The organism is Streptomyces sp. NPDC101225, from assembly GCF_044767585.1.
GTDB lineage: Bacteria > Actinomycetota > Actinomycetes > Streptomycetales > Streptomycetaceae > Streptomyces.
Window position 1 is genome coordinate 21,578 of record NZ_JBIWOE010000013.1, and the last position, 16,682, is coordinate 38,259.

17 protein-coding genes and 1 pseudogene are annotated in these 16,682 nt (G+C 72.4%); 7 read left to right on the forward strand and 11 right to left on the reverse strand.

The genetic code is table 11. The features are described from left to right. Positions 1 to 304: 304 nt before the first annotated feature. Positions 305 to 1,939, reverse strand: coding sequence for an amidohydrolase (locus tag ACIRPX_RS19910; protein WP_404196007.1), 1,635 nt, complete (start codon positions 1,937 to 1,939; stop codon positions 305 to 307). 56 nt (positions 1,940 to 1,995) lie between these two features. Then, positions 1,996 to 3,498 carry an APC family permease gene (locus tag ACIRPX_RS19915; protein WP_404196010.1) on the reverse strand — a complete coding sequence of 501 codons (1,503 nt, stop codon included), beginning with the start codon at positions 3,496 to 3,498 and terminating at the stop codon, positions 1,996 to 1,998. Between the two features lie 129 nt (positions 3,499 to 3,627). Between ACIRPX_RS19915 and ACIRPX_RS19920 the strand changes: the two genes are divergently transcribed. Both ACIRPX_RS19920 and ACIRPX_RS19925 read left to right on the forward strand, forming a co-directional pair. Then, positions 3,628 to 4,356 (forward strand): TetR/AcrR family transcriptional regulator, encoded by a 729-nt coding sequence (locus ACIRPX_RS19920; RefSeq protein ID WP_404196013.1) that lies wholly within the window; start codon positions 3,628 to 3,630, stop codon positions 4,354 to 4,356. Positions 4,357 to 4,472: 116 nt separating this feature from the next. Then, positions 4,473 to 4,865, forward strand: coding sequence for a VOC family protein (locus ACIRPX_RS19925; RefSeq protein WP_404196016.1), 393 nt, complete (start codon positions 4,473 to 4,475; stop codon positions 4,863 to 4,865). A gap of 38 nt (positions 4,866 to 4,903) precedes the next feature. Here the strand turns inward: ACIRPX_RS19925 and ACIRPX_RS19930 are convergent, their stop codons facing one another. After that, positions 4,904 to 5,188: a DUF4235 domain-containing protein gene (locus tag ACIRPX_RS19930; protein WP_404196380.1), complete on the reverse strand. Its 285-nt coding sequence runs from the start codon at positions 5,186 to 5,188 to the stop codon at positions 4,904 to 4,906. A 42-nt stretch (positions 5,189 to 5,230) separates the two neighbouring features. Beyond that, positions 5,231 to 6,168, reverse strand: a pseudogene (locus ACIRPX_RS19935) (glutathione S-transferase C-terminal domain-containing protein); the annotation flags it as partial. A 97-nt stretch (positions 6,169 to 6,265) separates the two neighbouring features. On the opposite strand from ACIRPX_RS19935, the gene ACIRPX_RS19940 reads away from it, so the two are divergent. Then, entirely contained in the window at positions 6,266 to 7,234 is a 969-nt protein-coding gene (locus ACIRPX_RS19940) for a cation diffusion facilitator family transporter (RefSeq protein WP_404196018.1), read from the forward strand. 77 nt (positions 7,235 to 7,311) lie between these two features. Here the strand turns inward: ACIRPX_RS19940 and ACIRPX_RS19945 are convergent, their stop codons facing one another. Then, the gene (locus ACIRPX_RS19945; protein WP_404196021.1) at positions 7,312 to 7,755 is read right to left on the reverse strand and encodes a nitroreductase family deazaflavin-dependent oxidoreductase; all 444 of its coding nucleotides are present in this window, start codon (positions 7,753 to 7,755) and stop codon (positions 7,312 to 7,314) included. A gap of 320 nt (positions 7,756 to 8,075) precedes the next feature. Between ACIRPX_RS19945 and ACIRPX_RS19950 the strand changes: the two genes are divergently transcribed. Together ACIRPX_RS19950 and ACIRPX_RS19955 are read left to right on the forward strand one after the other, a co-directional pair. Beyond that, positions 8,076 to 9,275 (forward strand): cytochrome P450, encoded by a 1,200-nt coding sequence (locus ACIRPX_RS19950; protein WP_404196024.1) that lies wholly within the window; start codon positions 8,076 to 8,078, stop codon positions 9,273 to 9,275. 13 nt (positions 9,276 to 9,288) lie between these two features. Next, the gene (locus ACIRPX_RS19955) at positions 9,289 to 9,483 is read left to right on the forward strand and encodes a ferredoxin (protein WP_404196026.1); all 195 of its coding nucleotides are present in this window, start codon (positions 9,289 to 9,291) and stop codon (positions 9,481 to 9,483) included. 96 nt (positions 9,484 to 9,579) lie between these two features. Here the strand turns inward: ACIRPX_RS19955 and ACIRPX_RS19960 are convergent, their stop codons facing one another. Continuing rightward, positions 9,580 to 10,131: a TetR/AcrR family transcriptional regulator gene (locus ACIRPX_RS19960; RefSeq protein ID WP_404196383.1), complete on the reverse strand. Its 552-nt coding sequence runs from the start codon at positions 10,129 to 10,131 to the stop codon at positions 9,580 to 9,582. Positions 10,132 to 10,244: 113 nt separating this feature from the next. Here ACIRPX_RS19960 and ACIRPX_RS19965 point away from each other — a divergent pair, with 113 nt between their 5' ends. Together ACIRPX_RS19965 and ACIRPX_RS19970 are read left to right on the forward strand one after the other, a co-directional pair. After that, positions 10,245 to 10,703 (forward strand): nuclear transport factor 2 family protein, encoded by a 459-nt coding sequence (locus ACIRPX_RS19965; RefSeq protein WP_404196029.1) that lies wholly within the window; start codon positions 10,245 to 10,247, stop codon positions 10,701 to 10,703. A gap of 30 nt (positions 10,704 to 10,733) precedes the next feature. Further along, on the forward strand, positions 10,734 to 11,267 hold the full coding sequence (locus ACIRPX_RS19970) for a flavoprotein (protein WP_404196031.1): 534 nt from the start codon (positions 10,734 to 10,736) through the stop codon (positions 11,265 to 11,267). A gap of 81 nt (positions 11,268 to 11,348) precedes the next feature. Here the strand turns inward: ACIRPX_RS19970 and ACIRPX_RS19975 are convergent, their stop codons facing one another. The 5 genes from ACIRPX_RS19975 to ACIRPX_RS19995 are packed head-to-tail and all read right to left on the reverse strand — an operon-like array spanning position 11,349 to position 16,681. Then, a complete protein-coding gene (locus tag ACIRPX_RS19975) occupies positions 11,349 to 12,650 on the reverse strand; it encodes an alpha-glucosidase/alpha-galactosidase (protein WP_404196034.1) in 1,302 nt (433 codons plus the stop codon). Continuing rightward, positions 12,647 to 13,594, reverse strand: coding sequence for a carbohydrate kinase family protein (locus ACIRPX_RS19980; protein ID WP_404196037.1), 948 nt, complete (start codon positions 13,592 to 13,594; stop codon positions 12,647 to 12,649). Before ACIRPX_RS19980 ends, ACIRPX_RS19975 begins: the two co-directional genes overlap by 4 nt. Further along, positions 13,591 to 14,412 carry a carbohydrate ABC transporter permease gene (locus tag ACIRPX_RS19985; protein WP_404196039.1) on the reverse strand — a complete coding sequence of 274 codons (822 nt, stop codon included), beginning with the start codon at positions 14,410 to 14,412 and terminating at the stop codon, positions 13,591 to 13,593. The genes ACIRPX_RS19980 and ACIRPX_RS19985 overlap by 4 nt, the downstream gene beginning before the upstream one ends. Continuing rightward, on the reverse strand, positions 14,409 to 15,356 hold the full coding sequence (locus tag ACIRPX_RS19990; RefSeq protein WP_404196042.1) for a carbohydrate ABC transporter permease: 948 nt from the start codon (positions 15,354 to 15,356) through the stop codon (positions 14,409 to 14,411). The genes ACIRPX_RS19985 and ACIRPX_RS19990 overlap by 4 nt, the downstream gene beginning before the upstream one ends. Positions 15,357 to 15,379: 23 nt before the next feature. Next, complete coding sequence (locus ACIRPX_RS19995) at positions 15,380 to 16,681, reverse strand: ABC transporter substrate-binding protein (protein WP_404196045.1); 1,302 nt, start codon at positions 16,679 to 16,681, stop codon at positions 15,380 to 15,382. Position 16,682: the final 1 nt, after the last annotated feature.

The window sequence follows — 16,682 nt, forward strand, 5'->3', positions numbered from 1 at the left end:
CGCGCCGGTCAGGGAGCACTCGGGGCCCGCTTGTCCGGCGCGGACGGCACTCCTCGGGGCACTCCGGACGTCTGCTGACGGGGGTGTCGTGGGGGGGAGGTCGAACGTGACGGCCTGAGGCATGCGATTCCTTCCGGGAGACGGCGATGCAGAGTCCCCCCGGGCCCTGCGGACGGGTGGCCGACATGGCCAACCGTGCACTCGAACTCAGCTTCTATGGCCGTAAGTTGAACCGAGAAGCGATACGAGGCTTCCCAGAGCGTAAATGATCTACGCGTGACCTCGCCGTGATGTCCGTTACTGCTTATGCCTCATGGGCTGCGTACACTACCTCCCCTCCCACACAGGTGAGCGCGACGCCCGTCCGGGCGAGCTCCTCCGCGGGGGCCGAGAACGGGTCGCGGTCCAGTACCACCAGATCCGCCAGCGCACCGGTCCGGACCTGGCCGGTTTCGTCCAGGTGGTTCACATGGGCCGACCCCGCGGTGTACGCGGTCAACGCCTCGGTGAGGGACAGCCGTTCGCCGGGCAGGAACACCGGGGCTGCTGCGCCGTCGGGTGCCAGGCGATTGACCGCGACATGGATGCCCTGGAGCGGATCGGGGCTGCTGACCGGCCAGTCGCTGCCCGCCGCCAGCCGGGCCCCGGAGCGCAGCAGCGCGCCGAACGGGTACTGCCACCCCGCCCGTTCGGCCCCCAGGAAGGGGATGGTCAGCTCGTCCATCTGCGGCTCGTGCGCGGCCCACAGGGGCTGGATGTTCGCCGTGGCGCCCAGAAGGGCGAACCGCGGCACGTCGTCGGGGTGCACGACCTGAAGGTGCGCCAGATGCGGCCGGGTGTCGCTCGGTCCGTTCGCCGCCCGCGCCGCCCCGATCGCGTCCAGCGCGTCGCGTACGGCCCGGTCGCCCAGCGCGTGGAAGTGGCATTGGAAGCCGAGTGCGTCCAACTCGGTCACGTACTGCGGGAGTCGGCCCGCGTCGATGAAGCTCTTGCCGCGGTTGGCGGTGGCGCAGCCGCACCGGTCCAGGTACGGGTCGAGCAGCGCGGCCGTGCCGTTCTCGGCGACCCCGTCCAGCATCAGTTTCACCGTGCCGGCGCGGAACCGGCCGTGGCTCAACACCTCCCGTTTCTCGGCGAGTTCGGGGATCTGCTCGGCCCCGCGCTCCCGGTCCCACCACAGCGCCCCGCGGACCCGCGCGGTCAGCGAGCCGTCGCGCGCCGCCGTCAGATACGCGGTGGCCGGATCGTCCATGCCGAGGAAGTCCCCGACGAGCGCGTCCTGCCAGGCCGTGATGCCGAGGGCGTGCAGATGCCGCTGCGCGTGCAGCAGCGCCGCCAGCCGGTCGGCCGCGGTGGCCGGCGGGGCCAATCGCCCCACCAGCCGCATCGCGCCCTCCTGCAGCGTGCCGCTCGGCTCGCCCGCCGCGTTCCGCTCGATCCGCCCGTCGGCGGGGTCCGGGGTGTCACGGCCGATGCCCGCCAGCTCCAGGGCCCGGCTGTTGGCCCAGGCGCCGTGGTGGTCCCGGTTGGGCAGATAGACCGGCCGGTCGGGCACGGCCGCGTCCAGGAGCTCCTTCGTCGGCGTACCGCCCTCGAAGGCCTCCATGGACCAGCCGCCACCGAGGATCCACTCCCGCTCGGGCCGCGCCTCGGCGTAGGCCCGGACCGCGGCGACCGTCTCCGCGGCCGTCCGGGTCCCGGTCAGATCGCACTGGGAGAGTTCGAGGCCGGCCGGGACGGGATGGACGTGCGCGTCCTGGAAGCCCGGCAGCAGCAACCGCCCGGCCAGGTCCACCACGTGGGTCCGCGGCCCGGCGAGCTGGTGGACCTCGTCGTGCCCGACGGCGGTGATGCGGTCGCCGGTGACGGCCACGGCGGTGGCGGTGCGGCCCTCGGGGGTGAGGACCGGGCCGCCGGTGAAGAGGAGATCTGCGTGCATGTTCCGTTTCCTGGTGGGCTGGGGGACCGTTGCCGGCGCTCTGCGGCCGGAGGTTCCTACGGGGCGGTGGGGAGCAGCTGCGGAGCGTCGGCGTCGGTGCCGTCGCCCGTGCGGAAGTACGGCGACCTGCGCACCCACTTGGCCCAGCCGGCGGCCACGAAGCCGGAGGCGATCATCACCAGCGGAGTGAGCAGCAGGAACCAGCCGTTGTCCGCCCGGAGTTCGAGATGGTCGGCCGAGCGGTAGAAGGACCAGCCGAGGTAGCCGCCGAGCCCGAGCAGCGCCAGGGCGCTGAGCGTGGGCAGCACCACCGCCCGGACGCCCTCCCGCGGGCTCTCGCGCAGCAGCGTGCGGAAGCGGACGGCCGCGGCGAGCGCCGTGAGCGCGTAGGACAGGGCGACCACGATGCCCACCGCGCTCACCGTCGCCATGATCATGTCCGCGAGCCGCGGGATGACGAGGGCGAGTGCGGCGATCGCCGTCGCCAGCCCGCCGATCAGCAGCGTCCCGGCGGCGGGAGTGCCGTAGCGGCGGCTGACCCGGGACCAGACGGGGCCGAGGGTGCGGTCCCGGCTCATCGCGAACATCCCGCGGGCCGTCGGGATGACCCCGGCCTGCAGGGAGGCCACGGCGGAGAACATCAGCGCCACGAGGGGGAGTGCCGCCAGCGGCTGTGCGGCCAGCCGGTCGCCGAAGAAGGCCAGCCCCTGGGCGCCGTGTCCGGCCAGCTCCTGCTCCGACAGCACCCGCTGGAAGGCGACCGAGCCGATCAGGAACAGCGTCAGCATGGTGACCAGGGTGATCAGCCCGGCCCGGGAGGCGTCCCGGGGATCGCGCACCTCCTCGTTGACACTGAACGCGGCCTCGAAGCCCCAGTAGCAGAACACCGACAGCAGCAGCCCCTGCGCGAGCGCGGACGCCGACGGGATCGCGAACGGGTCGAACCAGCTCAGGCTGAAGGCGTGCGGGCCGGTGACGATGCCGTAGCCGCAGAACCCGAGCAGGACGAGGTACTCGAAGACCAGCAGCCAGGTCTGCAGCCGGGCCGCGGTCCTGATGCCCGTGACGGCCGTCAGCGTGACCGCCACGAGGACGAGGATGCCGACCGCCGTGGTCTGCGCGGTCGAGCCCGCGTCCAGGGCCAGGCCGCCCACCCGGTGCAGCCCGGCCTCCCCGGCGAGCTGGATGAGCGCCGACCCGGTGACCGCGGTGGTGTACGCGAGGAACGCCAGCGTCGCCACGATGTTCACCCAGCCGACCATGAAGCCGAGCCACGGGCTGAGTGAACGGCCCACCCAGACATAGCCGTTGCCCGCGTTCGGCTCCACCCGGTTCAGCCGGGAGAAGGCGCCCGCTATGCCGAGGACGGGCAGGAACGCCAGCAGCATGACGGCCGGCAGATGCAGGCCCACCACACCGGCCGTGACCCCCAGGCCGATGCCGATGCTGGTGGTCGCGGCCGTACTGGAGGCGGCGATGGCGATGCCGTCCAGCACGCCGAGGGACTTGCGCAGCACGGGCCGCGCTGGTGGTTGTGCACCGAAGGGCTGATCGGACATGGCCGGTTCTCCGCTCGCACCGAGGGGCCCTGGTCGGCCCCGGTGACCGCACATGAAACTGCCCGGGGCCTTAACAGGTCAACGGTGTTGTCATAAGGTGGCGGACCACCGGACCGAGGGAGGCGGACCATGAGCGAGCGCGTCGTCCCACCCGATGCACGCCGGCGCAGACGCCCCACCAAGCAGGGCGTCGTCCTCTCCGAGGAGCTGATCGTCGCCACCGCCCTGCGGCTGATCGAGGAACACGGCGCGGAGGCCCTGTCGGTGCGCCGCCTCGGCCGCGCCCTCGGCGCCGACCCCAGCTCCCTCTACCGCTACTTCCGGCACACCGACGATCTGATGCTCGCCGTCACCGACGAGCTGATCGGCCGTACGCTGCGCACCTGGCGCCCCACCGGCGACTGGCGCGCCGACCTGCGCGACCTGGGCCTGCGCATGCACGCGGGCGCCCTCGCGCATCCCCGCGCGGCGGTCCTGAGCTCCTACCGGGTGACCGGGCGCGTCCACGAGATCCAGGCCGTGGAGACCATCCTCGGCGTGCTGCGGGACGCCGGCTTCCCCGACCCCGACGCGGTCCGCATCTACCACGCCTTCGTCGACCAGTCCCTGGCCTTCGGCGCCCTCGACTCGGCGAGCGTCGCCCTGCCGAAGGCGGCCCGGGAGGCGGAGACGGCCGTGTGGAGGGCGACGTACGCCCGGCTGCCCGCCGAGACCCACCCGCACATCGCCGCCACGGCGCACCATCTCGTGACCGACATGAACCGCAGCTCCTACCCGGCCGCCCTGGACCTGCTGCTGAGCGCGGCGGCGGCGCGGCTGGCGGAGACCGGGCAGGAGCACGGCGCCGGCCCCCGGTGACGACGGCGCGGACGGGGGAGCGGCCGGTCGGCGACTGAAACGCCCGGACGGGGATATCCGCCAAGGTACCGAGCGGCGGCGCAGGACGCCCCGCGCCCGAACCGTACGGAGGAGACATGCCACTGGTGGAAGCGGGCTTCGTGGTGCTCGACTGCGCCGAGCCCGAGAAGCTCGCGGTGTTCTACGGGGAACTGCTGGAGGCCGAGCAGACGGACGTGAGCGTCAACCGCGTGGAGATCAGGGGCGCCGACGGCATCCGGATGGCCTTCCGCCGTGATGCGAACGCGACCCCGCCGAGCTGGCCGCGCCCCGAGAACTCCCTCCAGGCGCACCTGGACTTCGTGGTGGCGGACCTGGACGCGGCGGAGCGCAAGGTGGTGGAGCTCGGCGGGCGCCCGCTGGAGACGAAGGACGCGACCGGGCCGTTCGAGATGCGCGGGTACGCCGACCCGGCCGGCCACTCCTTCTCCCTGCTCCGCGCCACGCCGAGGGCGCCCAAGCAGGGCTGACGGCCCGCTCGGGCGTCAGCCCCGGCGGCCCGGGTCCGTCAGTCCCGGCCGCCCGGGTCGGCGGCCGGCCAGACGCCCGTCGAGCGCTCGATGGCCTTCGCGCCCGTGCGGTCCACCGCGCTGCGCACCACGGCGAACAGCGCGCCCTGGACCGCCGCCGCGAGCAGGATCTCGCCCCAGCCGCGGTCCCGGTCCAGGGCGTCGGGCGCGTCCTCCTCGTGCCGCAGCGCCATCCACGTCTTGCGGAAGACGAGGCCGGCGAGGGCTCCACTCGTCCAGCCCATGACGAACCCCAGCGGCTTGTAGGCCAGAGGCAGTTTCATCTTCTTCTTCGTCTTCGCCACGTCTTTCTCCTTCATCGCTCGGGGCCGCCCTTCGGCCGCGATCTCCTCGCCCGCGGGCACGGGCCCCGGTGGTGTCCCGTCACCGAACGGACGCCCGCCCAGCTCCTCCCGGAAGTGGGGCGCGAGCCAGCCGGACAGCTCCGGTCCGACGGGGACGATCCCGGTCGGGTTGATGCCGGTGTGGACCTGGTAGTAGTGCCGTTTGATGTGATCGAAGTCGACGGTGTCACCGAACCCGGGCGTCTGGTGGAGACGACGTCGAAGCGGACCAAGGTGGTGAACAGCCGGATGTCCGCCTCGGTGATCGTGCCGCCGACAAGATAGCGCTGTCCCTCCAGACGACGCGACAGCAGCTCCAGGCGCTGGTAGACAGCCGTGCAGGCGTGCTCGTACTCCTTCTGGCCGGTGGCGAAACCCGTCCGGTGCACACCGTCGTCGACGTCCTCGTGGACGTCCGCCATCACCGCGTCGATCTCGTCGCGCCGCTCGTGCGGGTACAGGTCGGGAGCCCCGTCGCGGTGCAGGGAGGCCCACTCGGTGGCGAGGTCGAGGGTCAGCTGCCGGTAGTCGTTGCCGACCAGTTCGCCGCTGGGGACGTCGACGAGGGCCGGCACGCTCACCCCGCCCGGGTGGCCGGTCTCCCGCCGGTCGTACGCCTCGCTCAGGAAGCGGATGCCGAGGACCGGGTCGCGGCCGTCCGGGTCCAGGGTGAAGCGCCGGCTGCGGTCGTCCTGGACGGGATCGGCGACGGCCGGGGACAGCGCGTCCTCCAGGCCCAGCAGCCGGCGCGCGACCAGCGCGCGGCTCGCCCACGGACAGGCCCGGCTGACCACCAGCCGGTAGCGGCCGGCCCGCACCGGCCACCCGTCCCGGCCGTCCGCCGTCACCCGGTCGGTGAAGTGGCTCCTGGACCGCCGGAACGCCTCGTGGCCGTAGGAGCCGTTGGCCCCGCCTCCCATCGTTCCTCCCTGCGTCGCGTGTCCCCGTGAGCTACGCGTTCCCCGATTTCCGCCGCGCGCACGGTGTGATCACGCAGGACAGGGGCATTCGGCGAAGGTGAGTGGGACATCCTCGAACTCCAAGAAGGACCGCAGGACGCGCGTCACCGTGCTGGTGGCGCTCACCGCCAACCTGCTGATCGCGGTCGCCAAGGCCGTCGGCGGCCTGCTCGCCGGCTCGCCCGCGCTGCTGTCGGAGGCGGCGCACTCCGTTGCCGACAGCCTCAACGAGGTCTTCCTGCTGGCGGCGCTGCGCCGCAGCCGGCGCCCGGCCGATCGGCGGCATCCCTTCGGCTACGGCAAGGAGCGGTTCTTCTGGTCGCTCCTCGCGGCGGTCGGCATCTTCGTCATGGGCGGCTGCTTCTCCGTCTTCCAGGGCGCCGAGGCCCTCAAGAACGGCGCCGACGAGAAGTTCAGCGGCTATGTGGCGGGCCTGATCGTGCTCGGCGTCGCGTTCGCGGCCGAGGGCGCCTCCCTGCTGCGGGCCCTGCACCAGGTGCGCCGCCAGGGCGGCGCGGCCGGTATGCGCGACCCCGCACTGCGCACGGTGGTCGCCGAGGACGGCACCGCGGTGCTCGGCGTGACGCTGGCCGCCGCCGGCATGGCGCTGCACATGGTCACCGGGAAGGTGGTGTACGAGGCGTCGGCCTCGTTCGCGATCGGCGCGCTGCTCGTCTACGTCGCCTACCGCCTGGGCCGCGAGGCACGGGACCAGCTGATCGGGGAGTCCGCGGACCCCGAGACGGCGGACCGGATCCGCTCCCTGCTGGCCGGGGAGCCCGAGATCGACAGCGTGGAGGCCCTGTTCACGATGAAGACGGGCCTCGACACGGCCCTGGTCGCCGCCCGTGTCGACCTGGTGCCGGGGCTGGACAGCGAACAGGTCGAGGAGGTCGCGGTGCGCATCAAGCGGTCCCTGGCGAGGCACGTGGCCGAGGCGGACCAGATCTTCCTCGACATCACCGACCGGCCGGCCGGTGAGGCACGGGAAAGCCCCGCCGCGACGGGGGAACGCGGCGGGGCCTGACGCACGCGTGCCCCGGGACACCGGGTTCATGCGCACGCGGACGAAGATTTTTTGCGCACCGGTCCGCGAACCGGTCGCTACGCCGCCGGTTCGAGGACGAAGACCGGGATCTGCCGGTCGGTCTTGCGCTGGTAGTCGGCGTAGGGCGGATACGCCGCCACCGCACGCTTCCACCACTGGTCCCTCTCCGAGCCGGTGAGCTCACGCGCCGTCATGTCCTGCTTCGACGGACCGTCCTGGAGCTCCACATGGGGATCACCCTTGAGGTTGTGGTACCAGGTGGGGTGCTTGGGCGCGCCGCCCTGGGAGGCGACCACCGCGTACCGCCCGTCGTGCTCGACACGCATCAGCGGTGTCTTGCGGATCTTGCCGCTCCTGGCACCGCGGCTCGTGAGCACGATCACGGGCAGCCCGGTGTCCAACAGGGTCGTCCCCTTCGTGCCGCCGGAGCTCTCGTACAGCTCCACCTGGTCGCGCACCCACTGCTCCGGGCTGGGTTCGTACGCACCCTCAAGAGGCATGACTTCTGTCCCATCGTCGAGTCCTTGCAGGCCGGTACCGTCCATCAACACCGGCGTGCCCGCGAATCATCCAGACCGGTGGTCCGTATCGGGCCACCACCATCTGTAGGCCCGGCGCCGTGATCACGCCACTCGGCGGCGCCGTCCCCTGCCCCGGGGGCGGCGCCCGGCGCGGCGCGGGTGGCGGTCGGGCGCCTGAGCGAGTATCCCCGGCCAGAATCTCCGAACCACCGATCTGGCCGAACTTCTCATCGCCTCATAGATGCCTGGGGCATCTAATGAAGATCTGCACGACGCACTCTTCGTCTGCGAGGTCTTCCATGCCGGAAACGGAACCTGTGGCCTTCCCCCAGGACCGGACCTGCCCCTACCAGCCCCCCACCGCATACGAGCCCCTGCGTGCCACCCGCCCGCTGAGCCGGGTCACGCTCTACGACGGCCGTTCGGCCTGGCTGGTGACGGGGCACGCGCTCGCCCGCGACCTGCTCGCCGATCAGCGGCTGTCGACCGACCGCACCCATCCCGAATTCCCCGCGCCCACCGAGCGGTTCGCGGCGGTGAAGGAGCGGAGGCTGGCGCTGCTCGGCGTCGACGACCCGAAGCACCGTGTCCAGCGGCGCATGATGGTGCCCAGCTTCACCCTGCGGCGCGCCGTCGAACTGCGCCCGCGGATCCAGCGGATCGTGGACGAGCTGCTCGACACGATGATCGCGCAGGGGCCGCCCGCCGAGCTGGTGAGCGCCTTCGCGCTGCCCGTGCCGTCGATGGTGATCTGCGCGCTGCTCGGAGTGCCCTACGCCGACCACGAGTTCTTCGAGGGCCAGTCACGCCGGTTGCTGCGCGGGCCCAAGGTCCAGGACGTCGAGGAGGCGCGCCGCCGCCTGGACGCGTACTTCGAGGAGCTGATCGACCGCAAGCAGAAGGAGGCGGTGCCGGGCGACGGAGTCCTCGACGAACTCGTCCACCGGCAGCTGCGCGAGGGGGAGCTGGACCGCCAGGACGTCATCGCCTTCGCGACCATCCTGCTGGTCGCGGGGCACGAGACGACCGCCAACATGATCTCCCTGGGCACCTTCACCCTCCTCCAGCACCCGGAGCGGCTGGCCGAGCTGCGCGGCGATCCGGAGCTGCTGCCGGCCGCCGTCGAGGAGCTGATGCGCATGCTGTCGATCGCCGACGGGCTGCTGCGCAGGGCGACGGAGGACATCGAGGCCGGCGGGACGACGATCCGGGCGGGGGACGGCGTGGTCTTCGCGACCTCGGTCATCAACCGCGACGAGGACGTCTACCCCGCACCCGACACCCTCGACTGGCACCGGTCCGCCCGCCACCACGTGGCGTTCGGGTTCGGCATCCACCAGTGCCTCGGGCAGAACCTGGCCCGTGCCGAGCTGGAGATCGCCCTGCACAGCCTCTTCGACCGGCTGCCCACGCTGCGTCTCGCCGCCGCGGCGGACGAGATCCCCTTCAAGCCCGGCGACACGATCCAGGGGATGCTGGAACTCCCCGTGACCTGGTAAGAGGCCGCACGCCATGCACATCGACATCGACAAGGACACCTGCATCGGCGCGGGCCAGTGCGCCCTGTCCGCCCCGAAGGTCTTCACCCAGGACGACGACGGCTTCAGCACGCTGGTGCCGGGCCACGAGGACGGCGCCGGCGACCCCATGATCCGGGAGGCGGCACGGGCCTGCCCGGTGGGCGCGATCACGGTGTCCGGGGACTGAGCTGCCGGCCGCCCCCGGCCGCGCCGCCGGGGACGGCCGGGCCCGGCGGAGGATGCCGAGGCGGTCCGCCGCGAGCGCCGCCGCGGACCGGGCGGCTCACCCGGCCCGCAGCAGGACCCGCGCCGCCTCCCGCGCCTCCCGTGCCGGCCCGGTCTCCCGGGTGATGCCCGCGGTGACCATGGCGCCCTCGGCGAGCAGGAACAGCTGTCCGGTCAGGGCGCCGGAGAGGCCCGCGTCCGCGACGAGTTGGGCGAGGTAGGCGCGGAACGCCCGCTTGTGTGAGCGCACTTGGGCCGTCACGCGCTCGGAGGTGGCGCCCAGTTCGCCGTAGGAGTTGATCCATGCGCAGCCGCGGAAGCCGTCCTCGCCGAACCACCGCTCCAGCCAGTCGAAGACGGCGAGGATCCGCTCCTCGGGATCCCCGTGCCGCTGCACATGGTCGGCCAGACGGGTGCGCCAGCGCGCGTCGCGTCGTTCCAGGTAGGCCTCGACCAGCAGTTCCTTCGCCGGGAACAGCTGGTAGAGCCGCTTGAGGGAGACGCCCGAGGCACCCCGGACGGCGTCCATGCCGACGGACTGGATGCCCCGCCCGTAAAACAACTCCTCGGCGGCGTCCAGTGCCTGCTCACGGGCGACCGCGCTGTCCATGACGGCCATGGGCGTACTCCCTCTCCTTGACGCGAGAACGTGCGTTCTCCTACGGTAGCAGCCGACCGGAGAACGCACGTTCTCCGCAGTTTCCCGCCCGTCGAGGAGGAACCATGGCCGACCGTCCGCCCCTGCCCCCGTTCACCCGAGAGACGGCCGCACAGAAGGTGCAGGCCGCCGAGGACGCCTGGAACACCCGTGACCCGCACAAGGTCTCGCTCGCCTACACGCAGGACTCGGTCTGGCGCAACCGCGACACCTTCGTCACCGGCCGCGCCGAGATCGTCGAGTTCCTCACCGCGAAATGGCGGCGCGAACTGGACTACGCGCTGCGCAAGGACCTGTGGGCCTTCGACGGCCACCGGATCGCCGTCCGCTTCCAGTACGAGTGCCACGACGCCGACGGCCAGTGGTACCGCGCCTACGGCAACGAACTCTGGGAGTTCGACGAGCACGGCCTGATGACCCGCCGCGAGGCCAGCATCAACGACGTGCCGATCGAGGAGAAGGAACGCCGCATCCACGGACCGCGGCCCGCAGCCGAGCGCGGACGGTCCTTCCCGCTTCAATGACGGTCCGGCCTTCTTCAGTAGGGTTCCCGGATGACCGAACAGGCCGCGAAACCCTTCCTCTACGTCGTCGTCTGCGCCGCGGGCATCGCCGCCGACGTCGGCGAGCTGATCACCGCCGCGCAGGCGCGGGGGTGGGAGGCCGGGGTCATCGCGACGCCGGTCGCCATGAACGGCTTCTTCGACACCGCCGGCGTTCAGGCGCGGACCGGCCGCCCCATCCGCTCCGCCTGGCGCACTCCCGGCGATCCACGGCCCTTTCCGCCGCCGGACGCCGTGGTGGTCGCGCCCGCCACCTTCAACACGATCAACAAATGGGCGGCCGGTCTGGCCGACACCCTGGCGGTGGCGACGCTGTGCGAGAGCTACGGCCTGGGCGTCCCGGTCGCCGTACTCCCGTGCGCGGCCGAGGCGTTGGCCGCCCACCCCGCCTACCGGGACAGCCTGACACGCCTGCGCGGGATGGGCGTGCGGTTCGGCGAGCCGTACGCGGGCGAGCCCGGACAGGACGGCTCGCGACCGGAGTTCGGCTGGGAGCGGGCGCTGGATCTGCTGGCCCGCGGCTGACGCCGGCACGCCTGAGGACCCGCCCGCCCATGCGCCGGAGGCCGGCGCGGAGCGAGCGGCCCGGGCCCGGTCGCCCGCCGGTCAGTGCCCCAGCTCCGCCCGCAGGTCCGGCTGCAGCAGCTCCCCATGAGCCCGTACGAGGTCGTCGCACAGGTCCCAGATCCGCTCCACCGGCAGCGCCGCGGCCGTCGCCGGGTCGGCCATCGCGGCGTGCCTGATGTGGCGCGGCTCGCCGTCGGTGGCGGCCCGGACCACCAGATCGGTGACGGAGAGGTAGGCGCGGTTGAGCGCGGCGCACTGCGGGGGCAGGGCCCCGACGCGGGTCGGCCGGACGCCCGACGCGTCGGCCAGGCACGGTACTTCGACCACCGCGTCGGGGGGCAGGTTGCCGATCAGGCCGCGGTTGGGGACGTTGCCGTAGACCGTGCGCGGCGTGCCCGTGACCGTGCTGTGGATGATCTGCGGGGCGTACTCCATCGTGCCCTCCACCGGCAGCGGGCGGCCCGCCGCGAGGGCGTCGCGGGTGCGGTCGTAGCTCGCCGCGTTCTCCTTGATGATCTCCAGGTACGCGCCGACCGGCAGCCGCAGCCGCTCGATCTCGCTGTCGTGGTGCAGATACCAGGGCACGTACTCGGAGGAGTGCTCGCTCGTCTCGGTCGGGTAGTGGCCCAGTCTGCGGTACATGTCCACGCGGACCCGGCGCAGCAGACCGGGATCGCGGGCGATCGCCTCGTCCAGGAGGGGGTACAGGTCCTGGCCCTGCCGCTCGAAACGCAGCACCCATGCCTGGTGGTTGACGCCCGCCGCCAGATAGCTCACCTCCTCGAAGGGCACGTCCACCAGGGTGGACAGGTCGTGCATCGTCCAGTACACCGAGTGGCACAGTCCGGTGACCCTCAGCCGCGGGGCGACACGGCTCAGATAGAGCACGTTCATCGCCATCGGGTTGGTGTAGTTCAACAGCTGTGCGTCGGGGCAGAGTTCGGCCATGTCCTCGGCGATGCCCCGCAGCACGGGGAACGTCCGCAGCGCCCGGAAGATGCCGCCGATCCCGAGGGTGTCGCCGATGGTCTGGCGCAGGCCGTAGCGGGCCGGTACCGCGAAGTCGGTGCGGGTGGCCGCGTCCATGCCGACCTGGACGATGTTGACGACGAAGTCGGCGTCCGCCAGCGCCGCCCGCCGGTCCAGGTGCGCGGAGATCACCGGCTTCGCCCCCCGCACCTGCGCGATGTGGCGGGCGGCGCCTTCCGCGGTCGCCAGCCGCTCGGGGTCGATGTCGTGCAACGCGACACGGGCGTGGGCGAGTTCGGGGAAGGCGAACAGGTCCGCCAGCAGGCCCTGCGTGAACACCACGCTGCCCGCCCCCACGAAGGCGATCTTCATTCGGTCCCTTTCAGGTCGGCGACGGCACATGCCTCGTCCCACGTGGGCTGCGCCGCCGTACCGCCGTGGCCGCGCGTCGACAGCGAACCGCAGGCGACCGCGACCCGGACGGACGTCCGCAGATCCAGCCCGCGCAGCCGCGCCGCGACGAAACCGGCGTCGAAACTGTCCCCGGCGCCCACCGCGTCGACGGGATCGACGGGGACCGCCCCCACGCGCAGCGGCTCCCCGCCGGCGCAGGCGAGGGCGCCGTCCGCCCCGTCCTTGACGACCACCGTCGGGCCGTACCGTGTCAACGACTGTGCGGCGTCCGTCAGTTGGGCCACCCCCGACAGGGCGCGGGCCTCCGCCGCGTTCGGCAGCAGGACGTCCGTGACCTTCAGGACCCGCTCCAGGGGGGCGCGGTCCCAGCGGGCTGCGGGGTCGTCGTTGGTGTCCAGCGAGGTGGTCGCCCCGTGCGCGCGGGCCTCGGCGAAGACGTCGGCGAGCGACCGGGCCAGGCGCGGCATCAGGAAGAAGGAGGCGGCGTGCACGTGCCGTGCCCCGGCGAGCAGTTCGGCCGGCACGTCCTGCGGTCCCGTCGCGGCCAGGCAGCCGGACGAGGTGAGGATCGCGCGGTCGCCGTCGCCCGTGGTCACGATCGCGGTGAGCGGCGTGGGCAGCCGGGGGTCCACGACGAGAGGGCCGGTGTCGACGCCGCGCGCCGCGAGGGCCTGCCGCGCGAACGCGCCCGCCGCGTCGTCGCCGACCCGCCCCGCGAAGGCGACCCGCAGCCCCAGACGGGCCGCCCCGCACGCCATGATCGCCGCCGAGCCGCCCAGCACCAGCCGGCCGTGGTCCACGAGCTGTTCGCGCTGGCCGAACTCCAGCCCGCTCACCGGGCCGAGCACCACGTCGGGGTTGACGTCCCCGATCACCAGCAGGTCGTACGACACTTCTGTCACCCCTTGATCCCGCTCGACGTGAGCGACTGGACGAACGTCTTCTGGGCGAGCAGGAACGCGATCAGCACGGGCAGCACCGTGATCACGTTGCCCGCCATCACCGCGGACCACTTGGTGTGGTGCTGGCCCTGGAAGGTGGTCAGGCCCAGCTGGAGCGTGTACTGCGTGTCGTGGTTGATGGCGATCAGCGGCCACGACAGGTCGTTCCACGCGGTGAGGAAGGTCAGGACGGCGACCGTGGCGAGTGCGGGCCGGGCCAGCGGCAGCACGATCGAGAACAGCACCCGCAGCCGCGAACACCCGTCGATCCAGGCGGCCTCCTCCATCTCGCGCGGCAGCGAGCGGAAGAACTGCCGGAACAGGAACACCGCGAACGGCGTCACCAGCGACGGCACGATCAGCGCGCCCAGTGTGTCGATCAGCCCGAGCCACTTCATCACCAGGAAGGTCGGGATCATCGTCAGCTGGAACGGCACGACCATCGTCGCCAGCATCAGCCCCAGCACCAGCCGCGACCCGCCGAACCGCATCCGCGCGAACGCGTACCCGCCGAGGGCGCCGAACAGGAGGTTCGACGCGACCGCGACCGTCGACACGATCAGGGAGTTGAGGAACCAGCGCGGGAACATCGCGTTGCCCAGCACGTACCGGTAGCCGCCCAGATGGATGCCGTCGGGCCACAGCGCGGGCGGGAAGCGGTTGATCTCCGCGTCCGACATCACCGAACTCAGCAGCAGCCACACCAGCGGCAGCGCGAAGGCCAGCGTGAGCGGGGCGAGCAGCAGATGCCAGCCGACCGTCGTACGGCGCGCGTTCATCGGGCGGCTCCTTCCGCACGGCCCGGCCGGCGCCGGAGGAGATGCAGCGCGCCGCCCGCCAGCAGCAGCGCGACCGCGAGGACGTACGCCGAGGCCGCCCCGTACCCGGCCGTGAAGAGCTGGAAGGCCTGCTGCCAGACGAAGTAGACGACGACGGTCGTGGAGTCGAGCGGGCCGCCCTTGGTCGTGACGTAGATCAGGTCGAACACCTGGAGCGCCGTGATGAGCTGCCACAGGAGCAGGAACACGGTGACCGGCTTCAGCGCGGGCAGCGTGACGTGCCACAGGATCCGGCGGCGGTCGGCGCCGTCCAGCCGCGCCGACTCCACCAGTTCGGGCGGCACGTCCTGAAGGGCGGCGAGATAGACCACGACGCAGAACCCGACGCCGTTCCACAGGGAGATCAGGACCAGCAGGTACAGGGCCTGGCCGGGGTCGGAGAGGAAGCCCTGCCTGGAGACGCCGAGATGGTGCAGCAGCGCGTTGGCGACACCGAAGTCCGGGTCGAGGATGAAGGAGAACAGCACGCCCTGGGCTGTCGCCGACACCACGAAGGGGATGAACACCAGCGTGCGGTACAGCCCGATGAAGCGGATGCGGCGGTTGAGGGCCAGCGCGAGGGCGAGACCGCCGGCCAGGCTGAGCGGGACGTACAGCGCGGCGTACAGCAGCGTGTTGCCCACCGCCGTACGGAAGCCCGGGTCCCGGGCGAGGGCGCGGTAGTTGTCGAGGCCCACCCAGCGGCCGGGCGTGACGAGGTCGTCCGCGCGGAACGACAGCAGCAGCGACCAGACGACGGGCACGATGCTCAGGCCGAGGATCACCACGACCGACGGGCTGATGAAGGCCCAGGCGGCGGCCCGTTCGCGGCGGGCGCGGCGGCGGGCGGCCGGGACGGCGGGGGCCGGTGGGGCGAGCGTGAGGGCGCGGGGCAGTGTGGACATGACGGTCTCCCGTACCGGGGAAGTCACCTGGGGATCAGCAGGGCCGCGTCGGCCTTCTCGGCGCATCGGTGCACGGCGTTCGCCGGGGAGGCCCGGCCGAGCAGGACGGAGACGGCGGCCTCGCCGAGCGCCTGGGAGATCTGCGGGTAGGCGGCGTGGATGGGGCGGACGCGGGCCGAGCGCAGGGCGTCGGTGAACACGTCCAGGCCCGTGGTGCCGGCACTGTGCCGCCGCCACTCGGGCCGGGCGGCCGTCGCCGTGCTCAGCGGCAGGCTGCCCGCCGAGGCGTCCCAGCGCACGTCCTGCGCGGGTTGCGCCATCCAGCGCACGAACTCCCGGGCGGCCCGGGAGCGGGCGCCGCCGTTGTCGAACACCGTCCAGGTGTCCGGCCCCGAGATGGTGATCGCCCGCCCGCTGTAGGAGGGCAGCGGCACCACGTCGTAGTCGATGCCGGCGGTGATGATGTCGGGCAGCTGCCAGGGCCCGGTGGGGACCATGGCCATGCGGCCGCTGAGGAAGACCTGGTACATCTGCTCGCTGCCGGTCTTCATGTCGACGTACACGCTCTTGTCGCGGGCGAGGCGGGCGACCGTCTCCAGGGCCCGTACGCCCTGCGTCGCGAAGCCGATGTGCCTGCCGTCCGCCGCGACGACCTCTCCGCCGAGGTCCCAGATCATCGGCCACAGCCGCCAGACGGTGTCCTCGTCGCCGACGCCCGGCCAGCCGGTGCCGAAGACCCCTCGGCCGGAGTCGGTCAACTTCCGTGCCGTGGCGGTGAATTCGTCCCAGGTCCAGCCGGTCTTCGGGAAGGGGACACCGGCCCGCCGGAACAGCGTGCGGTTGTAGACGACCGCGAGCGAGTCGAGCACCGCGGGCGCCGCCCGCACCCGGCCGTTGACGGTCACCGCCTCGCGCACCGGCTTCCAGTACGAGCTCCACGGCGTCGGACCCTCGCGCATCGCGCCGGTCAGGTCGACCACACGCGGTGAGCGCGCCACGCTGGCCAGGTCCGAGCCGAAGATGTAGGCGATGTCCGGGTAGGAGCCGGCCGCGAGCGCGGCGGTCACCTTCTGCAGCATCGCGTCGGCGAGCACCCCGCCGCCGCCCGCGTCGACATGGATCGCGGGATGCGTGCGGTTGAACTCGGCGACCAGCCGCTCCAGCGCCTTGCGGGCCGTGTCCGCCTGCCCGTGCCACAGCTCCACGGTCACCCTGCCGTCGGCGCCGCCCCCGTCCGGGCCGCCGCCGGCGCACCCGCTCACCGCGGCCGCCGAGGCCGCGCAGGCCGCGCCCAGCAGGCCGCGCCGCGTCATGCCGTCGGTCATC

Bases quoted from the DNA above. Each gene is read 5' to 3' on its own strand.
- ACIRPX_RS19910 (WP_404196007.1), bottom strand. From the start codon at position 1,939: ATGCACGCAGATCTCCTCTTCACCGGCGGCCCGGTCCTCACCCCCGAG.
- ACIRPX_RS19915 (WP_404196010.1), bottom strand. From the start codon at position 3,498: ATGTCCGATCAGCCCTTCGGTGCACAACCACCAGCGCGGCCCGTGCTG.
- ACIRPX_RS19920 (WP_404196013.1), top strand. From the start codon at position 3,628: ATGAGCGAGCGCGTCGTCCCACCCGATGCACGCCGGCGCAGACGCCCC.
- ACIRPX_RS19925 (WP_404196016.1), top strand. From the start codon at position 4,473: ATGCCACTGGTGGAAGCGGGCTTCGTGGTGCTCGACTGCGCCGAGCCC.
- ACIRPX_RS19930 (WP_404196380.1), bottom strand. From the start codon at position 5,188: ATGAAACTGCCTCTGGCCTACAAGCCGCTGGGGTTCGTCATGGGCTGG.
- ACIRPX_RS19945 (WP_404196021.1), bottom strand. From the start codon at position 7,755: ATGCCTCTTGAGGGTGCGTACGAACCCAGCCCGGAGCAGTGGGTGCGC.
- ACIRPX_RS19950 (WP_404196024.1), top strand. From the start codon at position 8,076: ATGCCGGAAACGGAACCTGTGGCCTTCCCCCAGGACCGGACCTGCCCC.
- ACIRPX_RS19955 (WP_404196026.1), top strand. From the start codon at position 9,289: ATGCACATCGACATCGACAAGGACACCTGCATCGGCGCGGGCCAGTGC.
- ACIRPX_RS19960 (WP_404196383.1), bottom strand. From the start codon at position 10,131: ATGGACAGCGCGGTCGCCCGTGAGCAGGCACTGGACGCCGCCGAGGAG.
- ACIRPX_RS19965 (WP_404196029.1), top strand. From the start codon at position 10,245: ATGGCCGACCGTCCGCCCCTGCCCCCGTTCACCCGAGAGACGGCCGCA.
- ACIRPX_RS19970 (WP_404196031.1), top strand. From the start codon at position 10,734: ATGACCGAACAGGCCGCGAAACCCTTCCTCTACGTCGTCGTCTGCGCC.
- ACIRPX_RS19975 (WP_404196034.1), bottom strand. From the start codon at position 12,650: ATGAAGATCGCCTTCGTGGGGGCGGGCAGCGTGGTGTTCACGCAGGGC.
- ACIRPX_RS19985 (WP_404196039.1), bottom strand. From the start codon at position 14,412: ATGAACGCGCGCCGTACGACGGTCGGCTGGCATCTGCTGCTCGCCCCG.
- ACIRPX_RS19990 (WP_404196042.1), bottom strand. From the start codon at position 15,356: ATGTCCACACTGCCCCGCGCCCTCACGCTCGCCCCACCGGCCCCCGCC.
- ACIRPX_RS19995 (WP_404196045.1), bottom strand. From the start codon at position 16,681: ATGACCGACGGCATGACGCGGCGCGGCCTGCTGGGCGCGGCCTGCGCG.